The following is a 16,485-nucleotide window of genomic DNA, read 5'->3' on the forward strand; positions in this document are numbered from 1 at the left end:
TACGCTGCAAATTTACTCAGAAAGGAAATGGACGCGGAATAAAGGCCGATGAGGCCGGGTCTCATCTCAGGAGCACCTGCTTCTGAGGAGAACTCATTTGAGTCATCATGATGAAAAACACGGGGACGGGCTCAATCGTCGCGGCGCGCTCGAATGCATGCTGTGGGCCGGGACCGGCGTGCTATGAACGCTGACGGGCGGCGTGCCCCGCTCCATGAGCCTTGCCAAGGCGGCGACCTTGGACGAGCCGGGCGGCTTCACCTTCCTGCAGCTGAGCGATAGTCACGTCGGCTTCAACAAGCCCGCAAACCCGGATGCCCTCGGGACGCTGAAAGAAGCAGTCGACAAGATCAAGGCCATGCCGAGCCGGCCGACCTTTTATCTTCATACCGGCGACATCAGCCACCTTTCAAAGGACTCCGAATTCGACAACGCCGATCAAGTCATGAACGGTCTGAACGCGCCTGTCTTCTACGTGCCGGGAGAGCACGACCTGCTCGATGATGGTGCTGGCAAAGCTTACTTCGCCCGGTATGGTAAGGGCTCGAAAGGCGCCGGTTGGTACTCGTTCGACCAGAACGGAGTGCACTTCATCGGTCTCATCAACGTGGCGGATCTCAAGCCCGGAGGGCTCGGCAATCTCGGCGCGGAACAGCTCGCCTGGCTGGCCGACGACCTGCGCGGACGGTCTACGTCAACGCCCATTGTGGTGTTCGCCCATATTCCCCTCTGGACCATTTACGCCGAATGGGGCTGGGGCACCGCGGACAGCGCCCAGGCGCTTGACCTGCTCAAGCGCTTCGGGTCGGTGACGGTACTCAACGGGCACATCCATCAGGTGACGCAGAAGGTCGAAGGCCATGTGGCGTTCCACACCGCCCGCGCGACCGGCTTTCCTCAGCCCGCGCCCGGCACGGCGCCGTCGCCTGGCCCCATCAAGGTGCCCGACGGGCAGCTGCGCAAATATCTCGGTATCACGGACGTGACCTTCATCCAGGGCAAGGAACAGCTTGCCATTGTCGATATCCCTCTTGCCGGCTGAAGAGGACTCGCCATGCTTCATTCGGTGTTTCGGCCCATCTCTCGGGCTCCGGGGGCGAAAGCCTTTGAGATGATGCTCCTTCTGGCGATGACCTGCAGTCTGTCGGCGGCCTATGCGCAGGACCCCAAAGTCACCATCGACAACTTCACGTTCACCCCAGCGCAACTGACCGTCACGCCAGGTACAATGGTGACCTGGTCAAATGCGGACGACATCCCACACACGGTGGTTTCTGACGACAAGGTCTTCAGATCGAAGCCGCTCGACACTGATGACAAATTCAGCTTCACCTTCACCAAACCAGGTGAGTACGGTTACTTCTGCTCTCTGCATCCCCACATGACGGGCAAGATCGTTGTCAAAACGTTCTGACCACGGCCGATTGCGAGCGGCGCCGCATGGGGTGTCGCCGTGACAGCGCTCGCGCATGCCCGCTTCAGCCAGATCGTCCTGCCACGGCTTGATGAAGGCTACAGGCTTGCCCGCTGGCTGACCGGCAATCCGACTGATGCTGAGGACGTGGTCCAGGAAGCGAGCCTGCGGGCCTACCGCGGCATCGAAGGGTTTGCTGAGGGAAACGCGCGGGCCTGGTTCCTCACCATCGTGCGCAACACATGCTATTCATGGTTGCAGCGGCATCGACCGCGCATCATCGTCTTCAGCGAAGATTTGGAAGCAGAGGAGCGCAACTCTGTTCTCGATGCTGGCGGAGTTCTGGGAGCGGAAGCACCACAAACGCCTGAAGCCGCTCTGTTCGCAAAGGACGAAGCCGGACGGCTGGCTCGGGCCATCAATGCGTTGCCCGTGCCGTTCAAGGAGGTTCTTGTGCTCCGAGAGTATCACGGGCTCAGTTACCGGGAGATCGCCGAAGTGACCGGCGTTGCGATTGAGACCGTGATGTCGCGGCTCGCGCGAGCCCGACAGCACCTTCTGAATTTGCTCGAGTCAGAACCCCAATGACCGCAGACCAAGAGACATTTCTGCTTCTCAGTGCCTATCAGGACGGCGAGCTTTCACCGGGCGAAGCGCTGGCGATGGAGCGACGGCTCGCGGCTGAGCCCGAGTTGCGGCAACGGGCGGAGCGCTTGAGGACGCTTTCGGGCGAGGTTCGCAACGCGTTGGCGACGCCTCCAGCCTCGGACGCCTTGCGAGCCAGTGTGGTTCAGCAGATCGGTTTCCGCCGTGCCGCGCCGCACCGCTCGTGGTTTGAGGCTTGGCAACTGATGGCGGCAGTGCTGCTGGTGGGCTTTTTTGGCGGCGGTCTGATCGGCGGAGGCACCGGGATTTGGCTCGCAGCATTGGGCTCGCAACCGACCGAGGACGCCGTCGTCGCTGGACACCTTCGTGGACTGATCGCGCCCCAGCCATTCGACATAGCGTCGTCGAACCGTCACGTCGTGAAGCCTTGGTTCAACGGCCGGACGACCGTCGCTCCAGACGTGATCGACCTCACCGACAAAGGATATCCGCTTGCGGGTGGCCGCATCGATGTGGTCGGCGGCAAAGCCGTTCCGACCCTTGTCTACCGGCACGATCAACACGTGATCAGCGTCACCGTCGTCCCTCGCATTGGTCCAATGCCGAAAGGCGAGGATCAACGCGACGGCTACACGGTCAGACATTGGAGCGCCGGGGACCTCACCTACTGGCTTGTGTCTGACCTCGACGCTACCGGATTGAACACGTTTGAACGGCTGTTTTGCGACAGCCCGGGAGGCGCGATGTAGCCCTCCAAGGACGCACAATAGGCGATGGCATAAACAGCGCCCAAGCCGGTTCCTTCTTTGTCCACTTGAAGGAACAGAATGGTTCCCTTGACGACGCTTACGACGCTCGCATTCGGTTGCCTCGCACATTGTGCTGGTGAAACAGCCTTGCCAAGGGACTTGGTCGACTTTCGATGATTCAGGTAGTTGCAGCGCCTATCGGCGTCAGGACCCCGCGCCGTGTCAGTGCGCTACGCTGTAGTCCATGCGCTCGAGATCCTCGATCAAGCCGGGACCGGTCGGGTGCCAGTCCAAACGTGCCTGCGTCTTGGCACCCGACGCCCAAAGATCCATGCCGGCGAACATTGCCATCCAGCCGAAATGCGCAGGCACCTCCTCGGGCGTGATCGATTTGACCGGCACGTTCAGCCCTTTGCCGAGGATCTCGGCAACGGTGCGGACTGAAACACCTTCCTCGGCGACTGCATTGTAGCGCGCCCCCTTTTCGCCTTTCTCCAACGCGAGCCGGTAGAGCCGAGCGACATCGGTGACATGCGCGGCCGGGAAGCGGTTTTTCCCTTCGCCGACATAGGCCGAGAGGCCCTTCTCGCGCGTGATCGCGACCAGCGGCGTGATCAGCCCCTGTTGGACGGTATCATGCACCTGCGGCAAGCGCACGACTCTGACATCGACGCCGGCGTCGAGCAGCGCCTGGCCCGCCTCCTCGGAGGCCTTACGCGGGTTCGCATGCGTCGTGTCATAGACATCTTCATCCGCCGGCTTGCCGGGGGCGCTGCCCAGGCCGGTACCGGATGTGATCAGGAGCGGCCGGTCAGAGCCGTTTAGTAAGGAGCCCAGCGCTCCAATCACGCGCCGGTCTTTCTCGCAGTTGGCGACGAAGTTCGAGAAATCATGGTCGAAGCCGCAATGGATGACGCCGTCGGCCTGCTCGGCGCCGCGCCGGATGCTATCGAGATCCTCCAGCGTGGCGCGATGTGGCGTGGCACCTTGCGCGGTCAGACGTTGCGCCCCTTCCTCCGACCGGGTCATACCGATCACCTCGTGTCCTGCTTGCAGCAGCTCGGGCACGATGCGCGAGCCGATAAAGCCAGTGGCACCTGTCAGAAACACGCGCATGAAAACTCTCCGTCGTTGTTGATGCCGACAGTCTGCGCTACGCTCGCATCAAGTTAAAGCCGTGAGACTATCCTGGTATAATCACCAACAGGATCTGCATGCCCACCTCGCTGTCGCCCGCGCCAATCTTGCCCGCGCTGCCACCCAATCCTCTCGGCAGCTATCTGAAAGACCGCCGCACCCGGCTCGATCCGGCCGCGTTCGGCCTGTCGGGCCGGCGGCGCACACCGGGCCTGCGCCGCGAGGAGGTCGCCCAGCGCGCCAATATCAGCTCGACTTGGTACACTTGGTTAGAACAGGGGCGTGGTGGCGCGCCGTCGGCCGATGTGCTCGACCGGATCGCCAGTTCGTTGATGCTCACAGATACGGAGCGTGAGCACCTGTTCATGCTCGGCCTCGGGCGCCCGCCCGAGGTCCGCTACCGTCCGACCGAAGGCGTGACACCGCGGTTGCAGCGCCTGCTCGACACGCTGGAGGTCAGCCCGGCGTTGATCAAGACGGCGACCTGGGAGGTGGTGGCCTGGAACCGCGCCGCCGCCATCGTGCTGACCGACTGGGGCCAGGAGCCGCCCGAGCAGCGCAATATCCTGCGCCGCATCTTCTGCGATCCGGACGTCCGCGCGGCCCAGCACGACTGGGACACGCTCGCCCGCTTTGTCGTCGCGGCATTCCGGGCAGATGCCGCTCGGGCTGGTGCGGCCAGCGAGGTTGCCAAGCTGGTCGATGAGCTCTGCCACAGGAGCCCGCAGTTCCGGGAGCTGTGGCAGCAGCACGATGTCGTAAATTGGGGGGAAGGCACCAAGCGCCTGACGCATCCGACACTAGGCCCGATTGAGCTGGAATACTCCTCCTTCGCGGTCGATGGCCGGCCCGACCTCTCGATGATCGTCTACAACCCGGTCGATCCTGCCGTCGCTGCGCGTATCCGCGAGCTGATCCAACCCCAGCCGGCGCGGAGCCGTGCCCGCGGGACGGCTCGTCCGGAACAGTCGTCCGCCGAATCTGCTAGGCCCGATGCCCAGCCCTCCGTGCGCCAACGCAATTGAGCGCTTTGTCAGGCTTTGCCAGGACTGACGCGGAGCCGGAGCGCTACGCTCCACCGCAAGCACAGAGATCTTCGCCACCAGCGCCGTCCTCTCGTATCGGCGACCTTCAGGATATCGTGCGGACGCTGAAGGCCAAAGGGATCGCGCTTCAGCAGTCACGGCTCAACTACCCTGGAGGTAATTGAATCGGTAGCTCCCTCCAGATTCGCATGCCGGGGACCGCCGTGGTCGCTCGCGCGACTGGACAGCTGCCGGAAAGCTTCGGAAGGAGGTCAGACATCCAATATACAAGACGTTGCCGCTGAGGTGCGATCGCGTATCACTCCAGCCTCGTGCCCCAGATGCCGCCCGTTCGAAAACCCACGGCCATCGATAATTCCATCCTCAACGAAATGCTCGCCATCCGGCTGCAGCAGCTCGAGATTGAGAATGGCGGGATGGAAGCATTTTTGCCGAAAACGGGGCTCGCTCGGGGCACCTACTATCAGGTGCTTCGTGGCATCGGGAACCCGACCCTCAAGACGCTTGATCGCATCGCATCCAGCCTGAACTTGAGCGTTCTCGAGCTGTTGGGTTTCGACATCGACGATGCCCGGCGCGCCGTCAAGAAGAGCGGCGTCAGCTACGACGATCTCGCCTCGGCGCTCCTGAAACGCAACGAGGCCGATCGTCGTGTGGCGCGTCAGACTCGGTCGCGGAAGCTGCCCGGCTGACATCGGGTCGCAAGACTCCTCGAAGTCGGGAGTGACCTCTGTCGGATGTTTCTAACGGTCCGGATCACGCCATCAAAGTCGCTCCATGCGTAAGGATGGGCTTGCAAGCGGTCATTTAAGGCGCACCGCCTCAGGACATTGCACCCTGGAGCAGCATTCGTCGGCAGCGACGGCGCCGAGGCGCGTCAGCTTGAGACATGCTGGATGGCGGACCGCTTCGAAGACGTATCGAACTCGGCAGAGCATGAAGTGCCGGTTATCGGGTTCCTGACTCCGGTAAGGATCAGCCGGTTGCAAAGGGTTTGTTGTGCGGGGATTCGTCACCGATCTGGCGGGCGAGCTCGGCCAGCTTTTCGGCGAAGCGGGTGGTGACGCCGTCGAGCGGCGCGCTGGTGCGATGGACGATCACCAGGGACTGGGACCCGGCCTCGCCGTCGGTGATCGGAATGAAGCTCAGCGCACCACGCTGACGGTCGACCTCGACATCCGCCTTGGTCAGCACGGTCGCCACGTCCCCCAGCATGGCGAGCCGCTTGAGAAGATCGATGGAGTTTGTCTCGACGATCGGGTCCACGGTGAGCCTGGTCCGCTTGATCGCCCGGTCTAACAGGGTCCTGATCGTCAACCCCTCGGCCGGCAGCGCGAAGGCACAGTCGGCCAGTTCGCTCCACCGCAGGCTGGCGCGGCTGGCGAGCGGGTGGCCGGGACGGACGACGAGGCCGAGGCTGCAGGGCGTGCTGCTGAAGGTCGTCAGGTTCGGCTGGGGCGGCATGTCGAACCCGAGACCGAGTTGCGCGTCGCCGCGGCCAACGGCCGCCGCGATGGCCTCGGACGGCATCGTCGTCACGCTGATCCGGGTCAGCGGATAGGTCTGGTGCCAAGCACTCACGACCTGCGCCAGCACGTCGGTCGTCAAGGCCTCGAGCGTCGCCACGTGGATCTTGGAACGCCGAAGGGTCTTCAGGTCGCCGATGCGGTGAAGCGTCTGGCGGTGGTCCTTCATGGTCGCGCGAATGTGCTCGACAAGAAGTTCACCGATGGCGGTCAGGCGGACGCCACGGGACAGCCGCTCGAACACCGGCAGTCCGAGTTCTTCCTCGTAGGCGATGATCTGGCGGTTGATGGCCGACGACGCGACGGACAGACGCTCGGCGGCCTGCCGGATCGAGCCGGTCCGGGCCACCTCGTCGATATATCGCATCAAGCGTGAGTGCAGCATCGCGGCTCTCGTTCTGCGAATGCGATGCCGGAAAGGCATCATAGCGGTCCGAAATCGGTGCTTCCTTTGCCTCACACAAGCCGCTGTAATTCGCAAGGATCGAATGCTGGGTCTTGCGGCAAGGGAGTGGGCGATGTTCTATAGGGCGAAACGCGCGTGGCTGATCGGCTGGGCAGCGCTACTTCTCGGAACTGTTCCGGCGATGGCCGAAATGGTCACGATCGCGACCGAGGCCGACTATCCCCCGTTCAGCAAGACCAAAGCCGACGGCCGTTATTCCGGGTTCGAGATCGATCTCGGCAACGCCGTCTGCGCAAAGGCAAAACTCGACTGCAAATGGGTCAAGCAGGAATTCGCCGGCATGATCCCGGGCCTTATGGCGCGGAAGTTCGACATGATTTTCTCGTCGATGTCGATCACGCCCGAGCGTGCCGCAGGCTCTTCTCCAAACCCTACCTGTCCGACCAGTTTCGCTTCTACGGGCCGAAAGGACATGACGTCACCTTCCCGGAGGGGCTCGACGGCAAGCGTGTCGGCGTCTTCGCAGGCTCGTCGGGCGAACAATTCATCAAGTCCAAATGGGGCGACAAGGTCGAGACGCGGCCATACCAGAACCTTGATCAGGTGAATGCCGATCTCGAGGCGGGGCGCATCGACTACGGCTTCAACGGCCAGCTGCCGGTCAGCACGTTTTTGAAGTCCGCGGCCGGCACGGAAAGCCAGTGGTACGGCCCATCCTACAGCGACCCGATCCTCGGCCGCGGCGCGGGTGCGCTGTTGCGGAAGGACGAGATGGAGCTCGCGACCAAGGTTAACGAGGCGATCGCGGCCGTCTACGCGGACGGGACCTTCGAGAAGCTCAGCCAAAGCTACTTCGGACCGCAGATCGACATCAAGGCCGACAAGCTCTGGTAAGGATTGCGCGGAGCGGGCCGCGATGGAGACGCTCGTCCTCGCGGCGAGTTGGAGCGGGCAGCTCGCGGCCGGCCTCGGCGTGACGCTCGCGCTCGCAGCTCTTTCGATCGTCCTGGGCACGGCGGTCGGGCTGGGTTGCGCCCTGCTCGCCGCCCGACCGGGCGTGTTTGGCCCACGGCTGGTCCTGATGGCCGCCGGCCTGGTCCGCAGCCTGCCGGAATTGCTGGTGATCTTCGCCGCCTATTACGGCTTCGCCTTTCTTCTTCAGGCGATCGTGGCGCCCTTCGGCGTCACCGGCTTCGTCGCGATCGATGCGTTCTGGGCGGGCGTAATGGCCCTGACGTTGATCCATGCCGCGTTTTGCACGGAAGTGTTCCGGGGCGCCTTCGCGGCTCTGCCACCCGGCCCCATCGAGGCCGCCCGCGCCTTGGGCCTGCGGCGCGTCCCGGTCTTCTGGCTGGTCGCCTGGCCGCTGGCCCTGCGCTATGCCTTGCCCGGCTGGATGAACCTGACCATCGTCAGTCTCAAGTTGACCCCGCTCGTGGCTGCGGTGGGGCTTCAGGATTTGCTGAGGACGGCAGGCGATGCCGGCCGCAACACGCATGATTACCTGCTGTTCTACCTCCTCGCGCTCGGCATCTATCTCGCGCTCGCGGCCGCCATAGGTCTGATACAGATGCGGCTGGAAGCCCGTCTGACCCGCGTTTGGGCCGGGTGAGCGGAACAATGCCCTCTCGGCTCCTGGAGGCGCTACCGCTGCTGTGGCAGGGCACACGGGTCACGGCAGCCCTGTTCTTCTGGACGGCCCTGCTGGCCCCGGCGATCGCCTTGCCGGTGGCGCTCGCCCGCGACAGCCGGAGCACGGCCTCGCGCCGCTTCGGCCATGGCTTCATCCTGTTCTTCCGGGGCGCGCCCCTGCTGGTCGTCTTGTTCCTGCTCTACTACGGGCTGCCGCAGGTGAACGCGCTGCGCCACAGCGCGCTCTGGCCCTTGCTGCGCGAGCCGTTTCCCGTGGCGGTCCTCGCCCTCGCGCTCAACTCCGCCGGCTTCCAGGCCGAGATAATGGCCGGTGCGCTCCGCGCCGTGCCGCTGGCGGAGGTCGAGGCCGCGACCGCGGCGGGTTTCTCACGCTGGCAGATCTTCCGGCTGATCAAGCTCCCGAATGCCGCCCGCATCGGATTGAGAAGCTACGGCAACGAACTCGTCTTCATCCTCAAGGGCACGGCCGTGGTGAGCTTCATCACGATCCGCGACCTGATGAATGCCGCAACGGAGATCTATTCGCGCACCTTCGATCCAATTACGCCCCTGGTCTCGGCGGGGCTGATCTATCTCGCCATGGTGGCCGCCGTCGCGGCCGTGGTCCGGACGATGGAGCGCAAGCTCGATCCGCTGTTGCGGGCGGCGTGGCGGGGCCGACGTTCCGCGGCCGTGATGGTCGCGATCAGCCGAAAGCTGGCGCCAACCGTCCATTGAGGAAGTTCGCGAGCCGCGTCGAACGCGGCGCGTCCAGGCATTGCGGGACCGGGACGTCTTCGACGATGCATCCGGCTTCCATGAAAACGACGCGGCTGGCCTGCCGGCGTGCGAAGCCAAGTTCGTGGGTCACCGTCACGGTCGTGATGCCGCGTTCCGTCGCCCGCTCGATGGCCTGAAGGACGCCCTGGACCCGTTCCGGATCGAGCGCCGAGGTCGGCTCGTCGAGCAGAAGGATGTCGGGGCCCTTCGCGAGCGCACGGGCCAGCGCCACCCGCTGGCGTTGGCCACCCGAAAGCTCGAACGGATAGGCATGAGCAAGCTCGGCGATTTCCATGGCTTCGAGATGCTGCCGCGCAGCCGCTTCGGCCACACGGCGCGGCAGGCCCAGGAGCTTCATGGGTGCGAGCGTGACGTTGTCGAGGACGTTTCGCTGGGCGTAGAGGTTGAAGCTCTGGAAGATCATTTCGCTATGGCGCCGGCAATAGCGAAGCGCCCCGTCATCCCGCAGGTCGCTGCCGAACACGCGCACCGCGCCGGCCTGTGGGACGGCCAGCCCGTTCATGCAGCGGATCAGCGTCGATTTTCCGGAGCCCGACGGACCGATGACCGCCACCCGCTCGCCACAGCGGATCGTGAGGTCGATGTCGCGCAAGACGGCCGTTGTGCCGTAGGACAGCCGCACGCCGTCGAGCTCGATGATCGGCACGCCCGGGGAGAGCGGCTGATGGCGGCCCTTCAAGGGTCCTGGCCTTCGGCTCGCTCGATCAAGACGTGCATCTCCCTCACGGCATTGCGCCGCCGACCGCCGCGAGCCCGTCCCAGGCGGCGCCGATCACCGCGATCGCCTCCATTTCGACCAGGATGCCGTACTGGCCGAGCGGCGTCGCCACGAGCGACCGCGCCGGATAGGGCGGCGCGAAGACCTCAGCATAGGCGCGCTCGAAGGCGGGAATCAGCCGCGCATCCGACAAGGTGACGCTGGTCTTCACAACGTCGGCGAGGGTCCCGCCGAGAGCTTCGAGCGACAATCTCACGTTCTCCAGCGTCCGCATCGTCTGGGCTGCGACATCGCCCGGTCCGACCAGCCGATCCTCCGCATCGTAGGGGCACTCGCCGGCGATGAACACCAGATCCCCGGCCCGAGCGCCATGGCTGTGCGGCCCTTTGCAGGGGCCAAGGTCGGGGAGGTAGGTCGTGTCGGGACGGGCCAGGAACTGATCCCGTCCCACACCGCTGCGTGTCGAATCGACGTAGCGGCGATCGAGGCCAGGCGCCGCGATCGCTTCGATCTCGATCAGGGACAAGGGATCGCGCAAGGCGCCGCTGACGGAACACCGCGCGGCGCTGGAACCCGCAAGATTGGAATTATAGGCGGCGTTGTAGAGCCGGTAGTCGTGCCAGCAGGAGGTCGTGTTGTTGACCTTGAGAAGGTCGTCCGGCCCGGCACCCGCTCGGTTCAGGGCGGCACACATCCGTTCGAGCGCCTGCTGGCCCTGCGCTCCAAGGTCGCCCGCGCCCACCAGCCGATCGCCCGCGAAGGGGCCGCACCCGGCCGTGAGCACCAGCGGGCCGAGCCGCGTCGCGACGATGGCGCCGTGCTCGACGACGACCTCCGGCCTGTCCCCGATCATGCCGACCGCTTCCAGCAGCGAAGATCCGCCGCCGGCAGGGAGACCGGCGCCCACGGCCGTGATGGCGGCTGCGGGGAACACACTCCTGCAGACGGCCGTCGCATTGCCCGCGTCCTCCATGGTCACGAGGAACGCCTTGAGCTTACCGACCTGGTCGGGCCGGCAGCCCAGCACCTCGAGCGCGCGGGCGACATGGGTCCAGCTATCGCCGCCGTCGCCGTGGCGGGTGCCGAGCGCTCCGGTGAACACAAGCCCGCCGGCCCGCACCGCGAGACTCTCGGCGCCCAGGGTCCGGAGGCCCGGCACGGCGACCGTCCGCATCGGGGCGGCCGTCACTGCGCCTCGCCAGGCCGGACCACGAGGCCGATCTCCGTGAGATGATAACCGTTGCAGGGACCCTGGTCCGAGGGACAGTTCGAGATGGCGACGATCAGATCCATGTCGGCGCGCAGATCAACGTAGTCGCCGGGCTTCGAGACCGGTTCGATGGTGCGGATACTGCCGTCCGGATGCATGCTCACGTTCATGAAGACGTTGAAGCTATAGGGGATCTCCGTCATGGGGATGCCGAAGGGCGCCAGCGCCGCTTCGAGGTTCGAGCGGCAATTGGGGGTGTCATGCTGCCCGAAGCGCTTGAAATTCGATCCCTCGTTGCACGAGCCGGCCAGCAGATCGTGAACGCCGCAGGTGTCGTCCACCAGGGTCATCAGGCTGTTGCAATGGTTGGACAGCAGGCTGCGGCCCTTCTTCATGTAGATGCTGCCCTGGTCCATCATGGTGACGTGCACCGAAAGCTTCTCGCCTAGATCGTGCCGGTTGAAGCAGACCAGATCGGCCACCTGCTGCCCCTCGATATCCGTGATGCGCAGCACCTCGCCGGCCCGCATCGCGAAGGCGCTGCGACCACGCGGTTCCAAGACCCGGTCGCGCGCTCCACTGGTCTCACTCCCCTCTGCCACGCCCAATCTCCCTTGCCTGATGGCGGCATCACAAGCCCAGGCGGCGAAGCCTGAGAAGAACCAAATACCTTGCGCAGCGATGCCTAAATGCGTGCGGGCGCATTCCGCAAGGGCTGTTTTTCTGGTGCCTGAAAGGCATCATTGCAGGGTGAAATCAATGCTATTCGCAGCGCGGTGTTCGTCTAGCCTGCTTTCAGTGGAGCCGAATCGTCGCCTCGATGGGTGACGCACTCACCCGTACTTTTCTCAAGGGGTCCTCATGACGTTATGGACACGCCGGCCTTTCGTGGCCGCCTTAGCGCTCGCGCTCCTTGCCGGCGGCGCAAGCAGTGCAGCGCGCGCCGAGACCACGCTGCAGCACATCCTGGCCACCAAGAAGTTGACGGTCGGGACGGAGGTGGCCTTTCCGCCCTTCGAATTCATGCGGGACGGAAAGATCACGGGCTATGGCAAGGATATCCTCGATGCCGTGGTGGCCGACCTCGGGGTCGAGCTCAATCAACTCGACGTGCCGTTCCAGGGCATTCTCGCGGGGCTGGATGCCAAGAAATTCGACTTCGTGGCGACATCGGTCGGCGTCACGCCGGAGCGCGCCGCCAAATACGCTTTCACGTTTCCCATCGCGGTCTCGAGTGAAGTGATCGTGAAGCGGGCGGACGAGACCGCGCTGACCGCGGTCAAGGATCTCGAAGGCAAGACGGTCGGCACCCAGCTCGGCACCACGACCGAGCAGGAGGCCCGCAAGGCGGATGCCGCCCTGAAGACCGCCGGCGGCATGGGTTTCGCCGACCTCAAGCTCTACCCGTCATTCCCAGAGGCCTATCAGGCCTTGGCCAGCGGCGAACTCGATGCCGTCGTGCAGAGCGCGCCCAATGCGGCCGTGCTGGTCAAGGAAAAGCCGGGTGTGTTCGGGCTCGCCGGACCGGTCAGCCAATCGCAGCGCTACATCGCCTGGGTCTGCCGGCCGGGCGACGACGATCTGCGGGCTCGCATCTCGAGCGTCATCAAGACAATGAACGACAACGGCAAGCTCGCCGAGCTGCAGAAGAACTGGTTCGGCTTCACCATGACGATCCCGGACAACGTCACGCTCCCGCCGGGCGCGCTCTGACGTCGATCGAAGGTTCGCCGTGGACTTCGACACGACCGCTTTCGCGACCGCCTTGCCCAAGCTGGTCGCCGCGAGCGGCGTCAGCCTCGGCATCGCGCTGCTGGCGATGTCGCTCGCGATCGGCGGCGGCTTCATGCTGACGGTGCTGCGGGCGCTCAAGTGGCCGCCGCTCAGCGCCATCGTGGCGGTCGCGCGAAGCATCATCTTCGGCACGCCGCTGCTGGTGCTGATCTTGATTGCCTATTACGTGCTGCCCGCGATCGGATTGAACCTCACACCGGTGACGGCCGGCACTCTGGCGATCGGGACAAGCAGCGCCTTCTTTGTCAGCGAGATTTTCCGCGGCGGCCTTGCCACCATTCCGGCCGGACAAGTGGAAGCCGCGGCCAGCCTGAGCCTCGGCGCACCTTGCATCTGGCTTCGCGTTCTGCTGCCGCAGGTACTGCGCGTCAGCGTGCCGGCGCTCGTCAACGAGTTCACCATCCTGTTCAAGGCGACGGCATTGCTGTCAGCCATCACGGTGACCGACGTCCTGCGCACCGCCCAGCAGATCTATGCCGTGAATTATCGCCCGTTCGAGACGCTGCTCGCGGCGGCCTGCATCTATGTGGCAATCAATCTCATCGCGAGCCGGTTCGGCAGTCTCGCCGAACGACGCAATGCCCGGTTCGTGCGATGACGGACGCCTTCGCGGTGCTCCGCGATCACGCCGGCCTGCTGGCGCAGGGTCTCCTGCTGACCGTGCTTCTGGCTTCCGCGGGGATCGTCGCAGGCTTGGTGCTGGCGGTGCCGCTCGCGCTGGCCAAGCTGTCCCGACACCGCGTTGTCCGGGGTCTCGGCACCGAACTGATCGAGCTTCTGCGCAACATGCCGTTCGTGGTGCTTCTGGTTGTGGTCCATTTCGGCGCCCCACGCCTCCTGATACGGTTCGCGCCGAGCACCAGCGGCGTCGTCGCGCTTGCCCTCTACGGCGCTGCCTATTTCGCCGAGGTCCTACGTGGTGCCTTTCTCTCCGTACCGCGAGGCCAGACGGAGGGAGCCCATGCCCTTGGCCTCACGGGTCGCGCAACGCTGATTGCCGTGGTGGCGCCGCAGACGACCGCCGCTGCCGTTCCGCCCGGTCGCGTGGTGGCCGTGATGCTTCTCAAGGACTCCGCCGTCCTGTCGATCATTTCCGTGCCGGAGCTGACCCATGCGGCGATGCGGATCCAGGCGGAAAGCTTCGCGACCGTGCCGGTCTTCGCGGCCCTGGCGCTTCTCTACTGGCTGATGACCCTCGGGCTTAGTGCGGCTGTGGACCGCCTTGAGGCCCGGACCCGCCTGCGGCGGCGCACGTCACTGCGCGGCAGCACCGTCGCGGCCCGCTATCTCGCACTCGACTGGCCTTTGGTGTGACGATGCCGTTTCATCCCCCGCGTTCCGGAGAGACTCCGATGCCCACCTCCGCCATCGATCGCCCTGCCGACCTGAGACATCTTCCCGATGAGCCGGGACCCTGTCGGTGGGCGGAGGTTCTCGCCCCCAAGGGCCGGGTCGCCTTCGAGCTCGAACAGGGCGAAACGCTGCGCATCGTCGATCTCGACGGGCAGCAGGTCGCCGATTTCATCTGCTTCGACAAAAACAACATGGCTGACAAGATCTCCCACAGCACCACGGTCATGCTGAAGGGCAACATCAATCTGACGACGGGCGACTACATCTATTCGGTCGACGCCTGGCGGATGTTGGAGATCACCCGCGACACGGTCGGGCGTCACGACATCCTCGCCGGCTCCTGCTGCCCGGGGTTGAACCGCATGCGCTACGGCAGCGAAGCCGAACATCAGCCGAACTGCCGCGAGAACCTGGCGGCCGTTATGGCGCCCTATGGTGTGAAGCTCACCGAAATCCCGTACACGTTCAATATCTTCATGAATGTCCCGGTCGGCCCGAACGGCGACATCGGCGTGATCGCGCCCATCTCGAAGCCGGGCGACAGCATCGACCTCAAGGCCGAGCGGGACCTCGTGGTGGCGATCTCGAATTGCCCGCAGGAGCGCAATGTCTGCAACGGCTTCAAGGCGACGAGACTCGGTCTGTTGATCTACGCGGGGCAACCGTCGTGAGCGCGGCGGCCGGAATCGTTCTCGACGACTTGTTCCGCGGTCTCGTCTTCTTCGGGACAGGCGGGGGTGGCCGTGCGGCCGCCGGGATCGCGTTGTTGCGCGCGCATTTCGGGCCGGATTACCAGCCGCGCTTCACGGATCCGGCGTCTCTGCCCAGGGATGCGTTCGCCTGCGCCACCATCGTTTTGGGCGGCCGAGACCCGGAGGAGGATGTCAGTGCCGAGGAGCGGCACGCACTCGGGGTTCCGGCCGCGGATCTCGCCATGGGCGAGCGTTTCGCCCGTGCCGTGACGGCGTTGGAGCGCGCGACAGGTCGGACGATCACGGCGCTTGCCGTGGTCGAGCTTGGCAGCCTCGCCATGGCGGCGACCCTGGTCGCGGCCGACCTCCTCGGCAAGGCGGTGCTTGACGCCGACGGCACCGGCCGCTCGATACCGGAACTCGGCCTCAGCAAGCTCGACCTCGTCGGTCTGGCGCCCGCGCCGCTTGCCCTGGTCGACCGGTTCGGGGGAGAGACGGTGCTGCTCTCGTCCCCGAGCGCCGCCATGGCGGATCGCCTCGGCCGTCACGTCAGCCGCGCCGTGTGGGGTCGCGGGCTGGCCTGCGCCGGCTACCTTCAACCGGCGGCCTCATTCGGACAAGGACTGGTGGCCGGCAGTGTCGAACGCGCGCAAACGGCTGGGCAATTGCTGGGGGGCGCCGAACCGCCGAAGGTCCGGCTCGCGGCTGTCGTGGCCGCCTTTGATGCTCACCTGCTGTTCGAGGGTGTGGCAAAGCAGACGCATTGGCGAAGCCAGGAGCCTTACCGCTTCCGTGAACTCGACTACTTCATCGAGGGGACCGGCCGCGACGAGGGACGCCAATGCTCCATCTGGGTGAAGAACGAGCACCATCTCGTCATGCGCGATGGCGTTCTCGTGGCCTCCAGCCCCGATCCCATTGCCGTGCTTGACGCGAGTACACTCGAACCACTCACGACGCTCGGCGACGTGACGCCCGGCCGCGCTGTCTCCATCGTCGCCGTTCCGAGCCTGGATCCCATCTGGAGGACACCCGTAGGGCGAAACCTTTTGGGTCCACGCCGCTTCGGGTTTGATTTCGATCCTGTCCTGATCGGTGGAGACCGCAACACAGCCTGAATCGCTTTGTCACCTTCGTTGAAGCGATTTGGTCCCGCTCCACATGAGGGCAGCGCGATGGTTGTTCGCTGAGCACCACCGAGAGCCTTCTCTGATTGGGGTTTGGTGGTCAAGCTGTCCTGCTCAGGGTTTCGCCGTCGATCCCGTGGGTCACTCGCTTCTCTTCGCGGTCGGCGTGGAGCCGCCGCATGATGGGGTCAGGAAGGCGTGACACCTCAATCTGTTTCACGACCTTGCGGCAAGGGGATTGCCGCTGGTTCGAGACGCTTAACGAGGTTGTCTT

Annotated in this window: 17 protein-coding genes and 2 pseudogenes; 14 read left to right on the forward strand and 5 right to left on the reverse strand. The window is 64.8% G+C overall.

The window, feature by feature from the left end:
* Positions 1–97 precede the first annotated feature (97 nt).
* The 4 genes and pseudogenes from M8523_RS28030 (at position 98) to M8523_RS28045 (ending at position 2,769) form a co-directional block, all read left to right on the forward strand.
* Positions 98–1,042 (forward strand): annotated as a pseudogene (locus M8523_RS28030) (metallophosphoesterase family protein).
* Between the two features lie 69 nt (positions 1,043–1,111).
* Positions 1,112–1,414: a cupredoxin domain-containing protein gene (locus tag M8523_RS28035; protein ID WP_282588201.1), complete on the forward strand. Its 303-nt coding sequence runs from the start codon at positions 1,112–1,114 to the stop codon at positions 1,412–1,414.
* 39 nt (positions 1,415–1,453) lie between these two features.
* Positions 1,454–2,002 carry a sigma-70 family RNA polymerase sigma factor gene (locus M8523_RS28040; protein WP_282588176.1) on the forward strand — a complete coding sequence of 183 codons (549 nt, stop codon included), beginning with the start codon at positions 1,454–1,456 and terminating at the stop codon, positions 2,000–2,002.
* On the forward strand, positions 1,999–2,769 hold the full coding sequence (locus tag M8523_RS28045) for an anti-sigma factor family protein (RefSeq protein ID WP_282588177.1): 771 nt from the start codon (positions 1,999–2,001) through the stop codon (positions 2,767–2,769). Before M8523_RS28040 ends, M8523_RS28045 begins: the two co-directional genes overlap by 4 nt.
* Before the next feature lie 222 nt (positions 2,770–2,991).
* On the opposite strand, the gene M8523_RS28050 is transcribed toward M8523_RS28045, so the two are convergent.
* A complete protein-coding gene (locus M8523_RS28050; protein WP_282588178.1) occupies positions 2,992–3,885 on the reverse strand; it encodes an SDR family oxidoreductase in 894 nt (297 codons plus the stop codon).
* Positions 3,886–3,983: 98 nt separating this feature from the next.
* Here M8523_RS28050 and M8523_RS28055 point away from each other — a divergent pair, with 98 nt between their 5' ends.
* Together M8523_RS28055 and M8523_RS28060 are read left to right on the forward strand one after the other, a co-directional pair.
* The gene (locus M8523_RS28055) at positions 3,984–4,931 is read left to right on the forward strand and encodes a helix-turn-helix transcriptional regulator (protein WP_282588179.1); all 948 of its coding nucleotides are present in this window, start codon (positions 3,984–3,986) and stop codon (positions 4,929–4,931) included.
* 341 nt (positions 4,932–5,272) lie between these two features.
* The gene (locus tag M8523_RS28060) at positions 5,273–5,644 is read left to right on the forward strand and encodes a helix-turn-helix domain-containing protein (RefSeq protein ID WP_282588180.1); all 372 of its coding nucleotides are present in this window, start codon (positions 5,273–5,275) and stop codon (positions 5,642–5,644) included.
* A 283-nt stretch (positions 5,645–5,927) separates the two neighbouring features.
* Here M8523_RS28060 and M8523_RS28065 read toward each other — a convergent pair whose 3' ends face one another.
* Positions 5,928–6,863 (reverse strand): LysR family transcriptional regulator, encoded by a 936-nt coding sequence (locus M8523_RS28065; protein ID WP_282588181.1) that lies wholly within the window; start codon positions 6,861–6,863, stop codon positions 5,928–5,930.
* 211 nt (positions 6,864–7,074) lie between these two features.
* Here M8523_RS28065 and M8523_RS28070 point away from each other — a divergent pair.
* The 3 genes and pseudogenes from M8523_RS28070 (at position 7,075) to M8523_RS28080 (ending at position 9,254) form a co-directional block, all read left to right on the forward strand.
* Positions 7,075–7,778: pseudogene (locus M8523_RS28070) on the forward strand (transporter substrate-binding domain-containing protein).
* A 22-nt stretch (positions 7,779–7,800) separates the two neighbouring features.
* Entirely contained in the window at positions 7,801–8,496 is a 696-nt protein-coding gene (locus M8523_RS28075) for an ABC transporter permease subunit (RefSeq protein ID WP_282588183.1), read from the forward strand.
* Between the two features lie 8 nt (positions 8,497–8,504).
* Complete coding sequence (locus tag M8523_RS28080; protein WP_282588184.1) at positions 8,505–9,254, forward strand: ABC transporter permease subunit; 750 nt, start codon at positions 8,505–8,507, stop codon at positions 9,252–9,254.
* Here M8523_RS28080 and M8523_RS28085 read toward each other — a convergent pair.
* From M8523_RS28085 to M8523_RS28095, 3 genes are read right to left on the reverse strand one after another with little or no spacing between them, the layout of a single operon-like run.
* The gene (locus M8523_RS28085; RefSeq protein WP_282588185.1) at positions 9,223–9,996 is read right to left on the reverse strand and encodes an amino acid ABC transporter ATP-binding protein; all 774 of its coding nucleotides are present in this window, start codon (positions 9,994–9,996) and stop codon (positions 9,223–9,225) included. The two genes, M8523_RS28080 and M8523_RS28085, sit on opposite strands and share 32 nt — an antisense overlap.
* Before the next feature lie 43 nt (positions 9,997–10,039).
* Complete coding sequence (locus tag M8523_RS28090) at positions 10,040–11,224, reverse strand: Rid family hydrolase (RefSeq protein ID WP_282588186.1); 1,185 nt, start codon at positions 11,222–11,224, stop codon at positions 10,040–10,042.
* Positions 11,221–11,847, reverse strand: coding sequence for a DUF1989 domain-containing protein (locus M8523_RS28095; RefSeq protein ID WP_282588187.1), 627 nt, complete (start codon positions 11,845–11,847; stop codon positions 11,221–11,223). The genes M8523_RS28090 and M8523_RS28095 overlap by 4 nt, the downstream gene beginning before the upstream one ends.
* Positions 11,848–12,106: 259 nt before the next feature.
* Between M8523_RS28095 and M8523_RS28100 the strand changes: the two genes are divergently transcribed.
* From M8523_RS28100 to M8523_RS28120, 5 genes are read left to right on the forward strand one after another with little or no spacing between them, the layout of a single operon-like run.
* Positions 12,107–12,958: a transporter substrate-binding domain-containing protein gene (locus tag M8523_RS28100; protein WP_282588188.1), complete on the forward strand. Its 852-nt coding sequence runs from the start codon at positions 12,107–12,109 to the stop codon at positions 12,956–12,958.
* A gap of 19 nt (positions 12,959–12,977) precedes the next feature.
* Positions 12,978–13,637, forward strand: coding sequence for an amino acid ABC transporter permease (locus tag M8523_RS28105; protein WP_282588189.1), 660 nt, complete (start codon positions 12,978–12,980; stop codon positions 13,635–13,637).
* The gene (locus tag M8523_RS28110) at positions 13,634–14,353 is read left to right on the forward strand and encodes an amino acid ABC transporter permease (protein ID WP_282588190.1); all 720 of its coding nucleotides are present in this window, start codon (positions 13,634–13,636) and stop codon (positions 14,351–14,353) included. The genes M8523_RS28105 and M8523_RS28110 overlap by 4 nt, the downstream gene beginning before the upstream one ends.
* A gap of 38 nt (positions 14,354–14,391) precedes the next feature.
* Entirely contained in the window at positions 14,392–15,063 is a 672-nt protein-coding gene (locus M8523_RS28115; protein WP_282588191.1) for a DUF1989 domain-containing protein, read from the forward strand.
* Entirely contained in the window at positions 15,060–16,202 is a 1,143-nt protein-coding gene (locus M8523_RS28120; RefSeq protein WP_282588192.1) for an S-methyl thiohydantoin desulfurase domain-containing protein, read from the forward strand. Before M8523_RS28115 ends, M8523_RS28120 begins: the two co-directional genes overlap by 4 nt.
* Positions 16,203–16,485 lie beyond the last annotated feature (283 nt).

Origin of the sequence: Lichenifustis flavocetrariae, from assembly GCF_026130545.1 — a bacterium.
Taxonomy (GTDB): Bacteria; Pseudomonadota; Alphaproteobacteria; order Rhizobiales; family Beijerinckiaceae; genus Lichenihabitans; species Lichenihabitans flavocetrariae.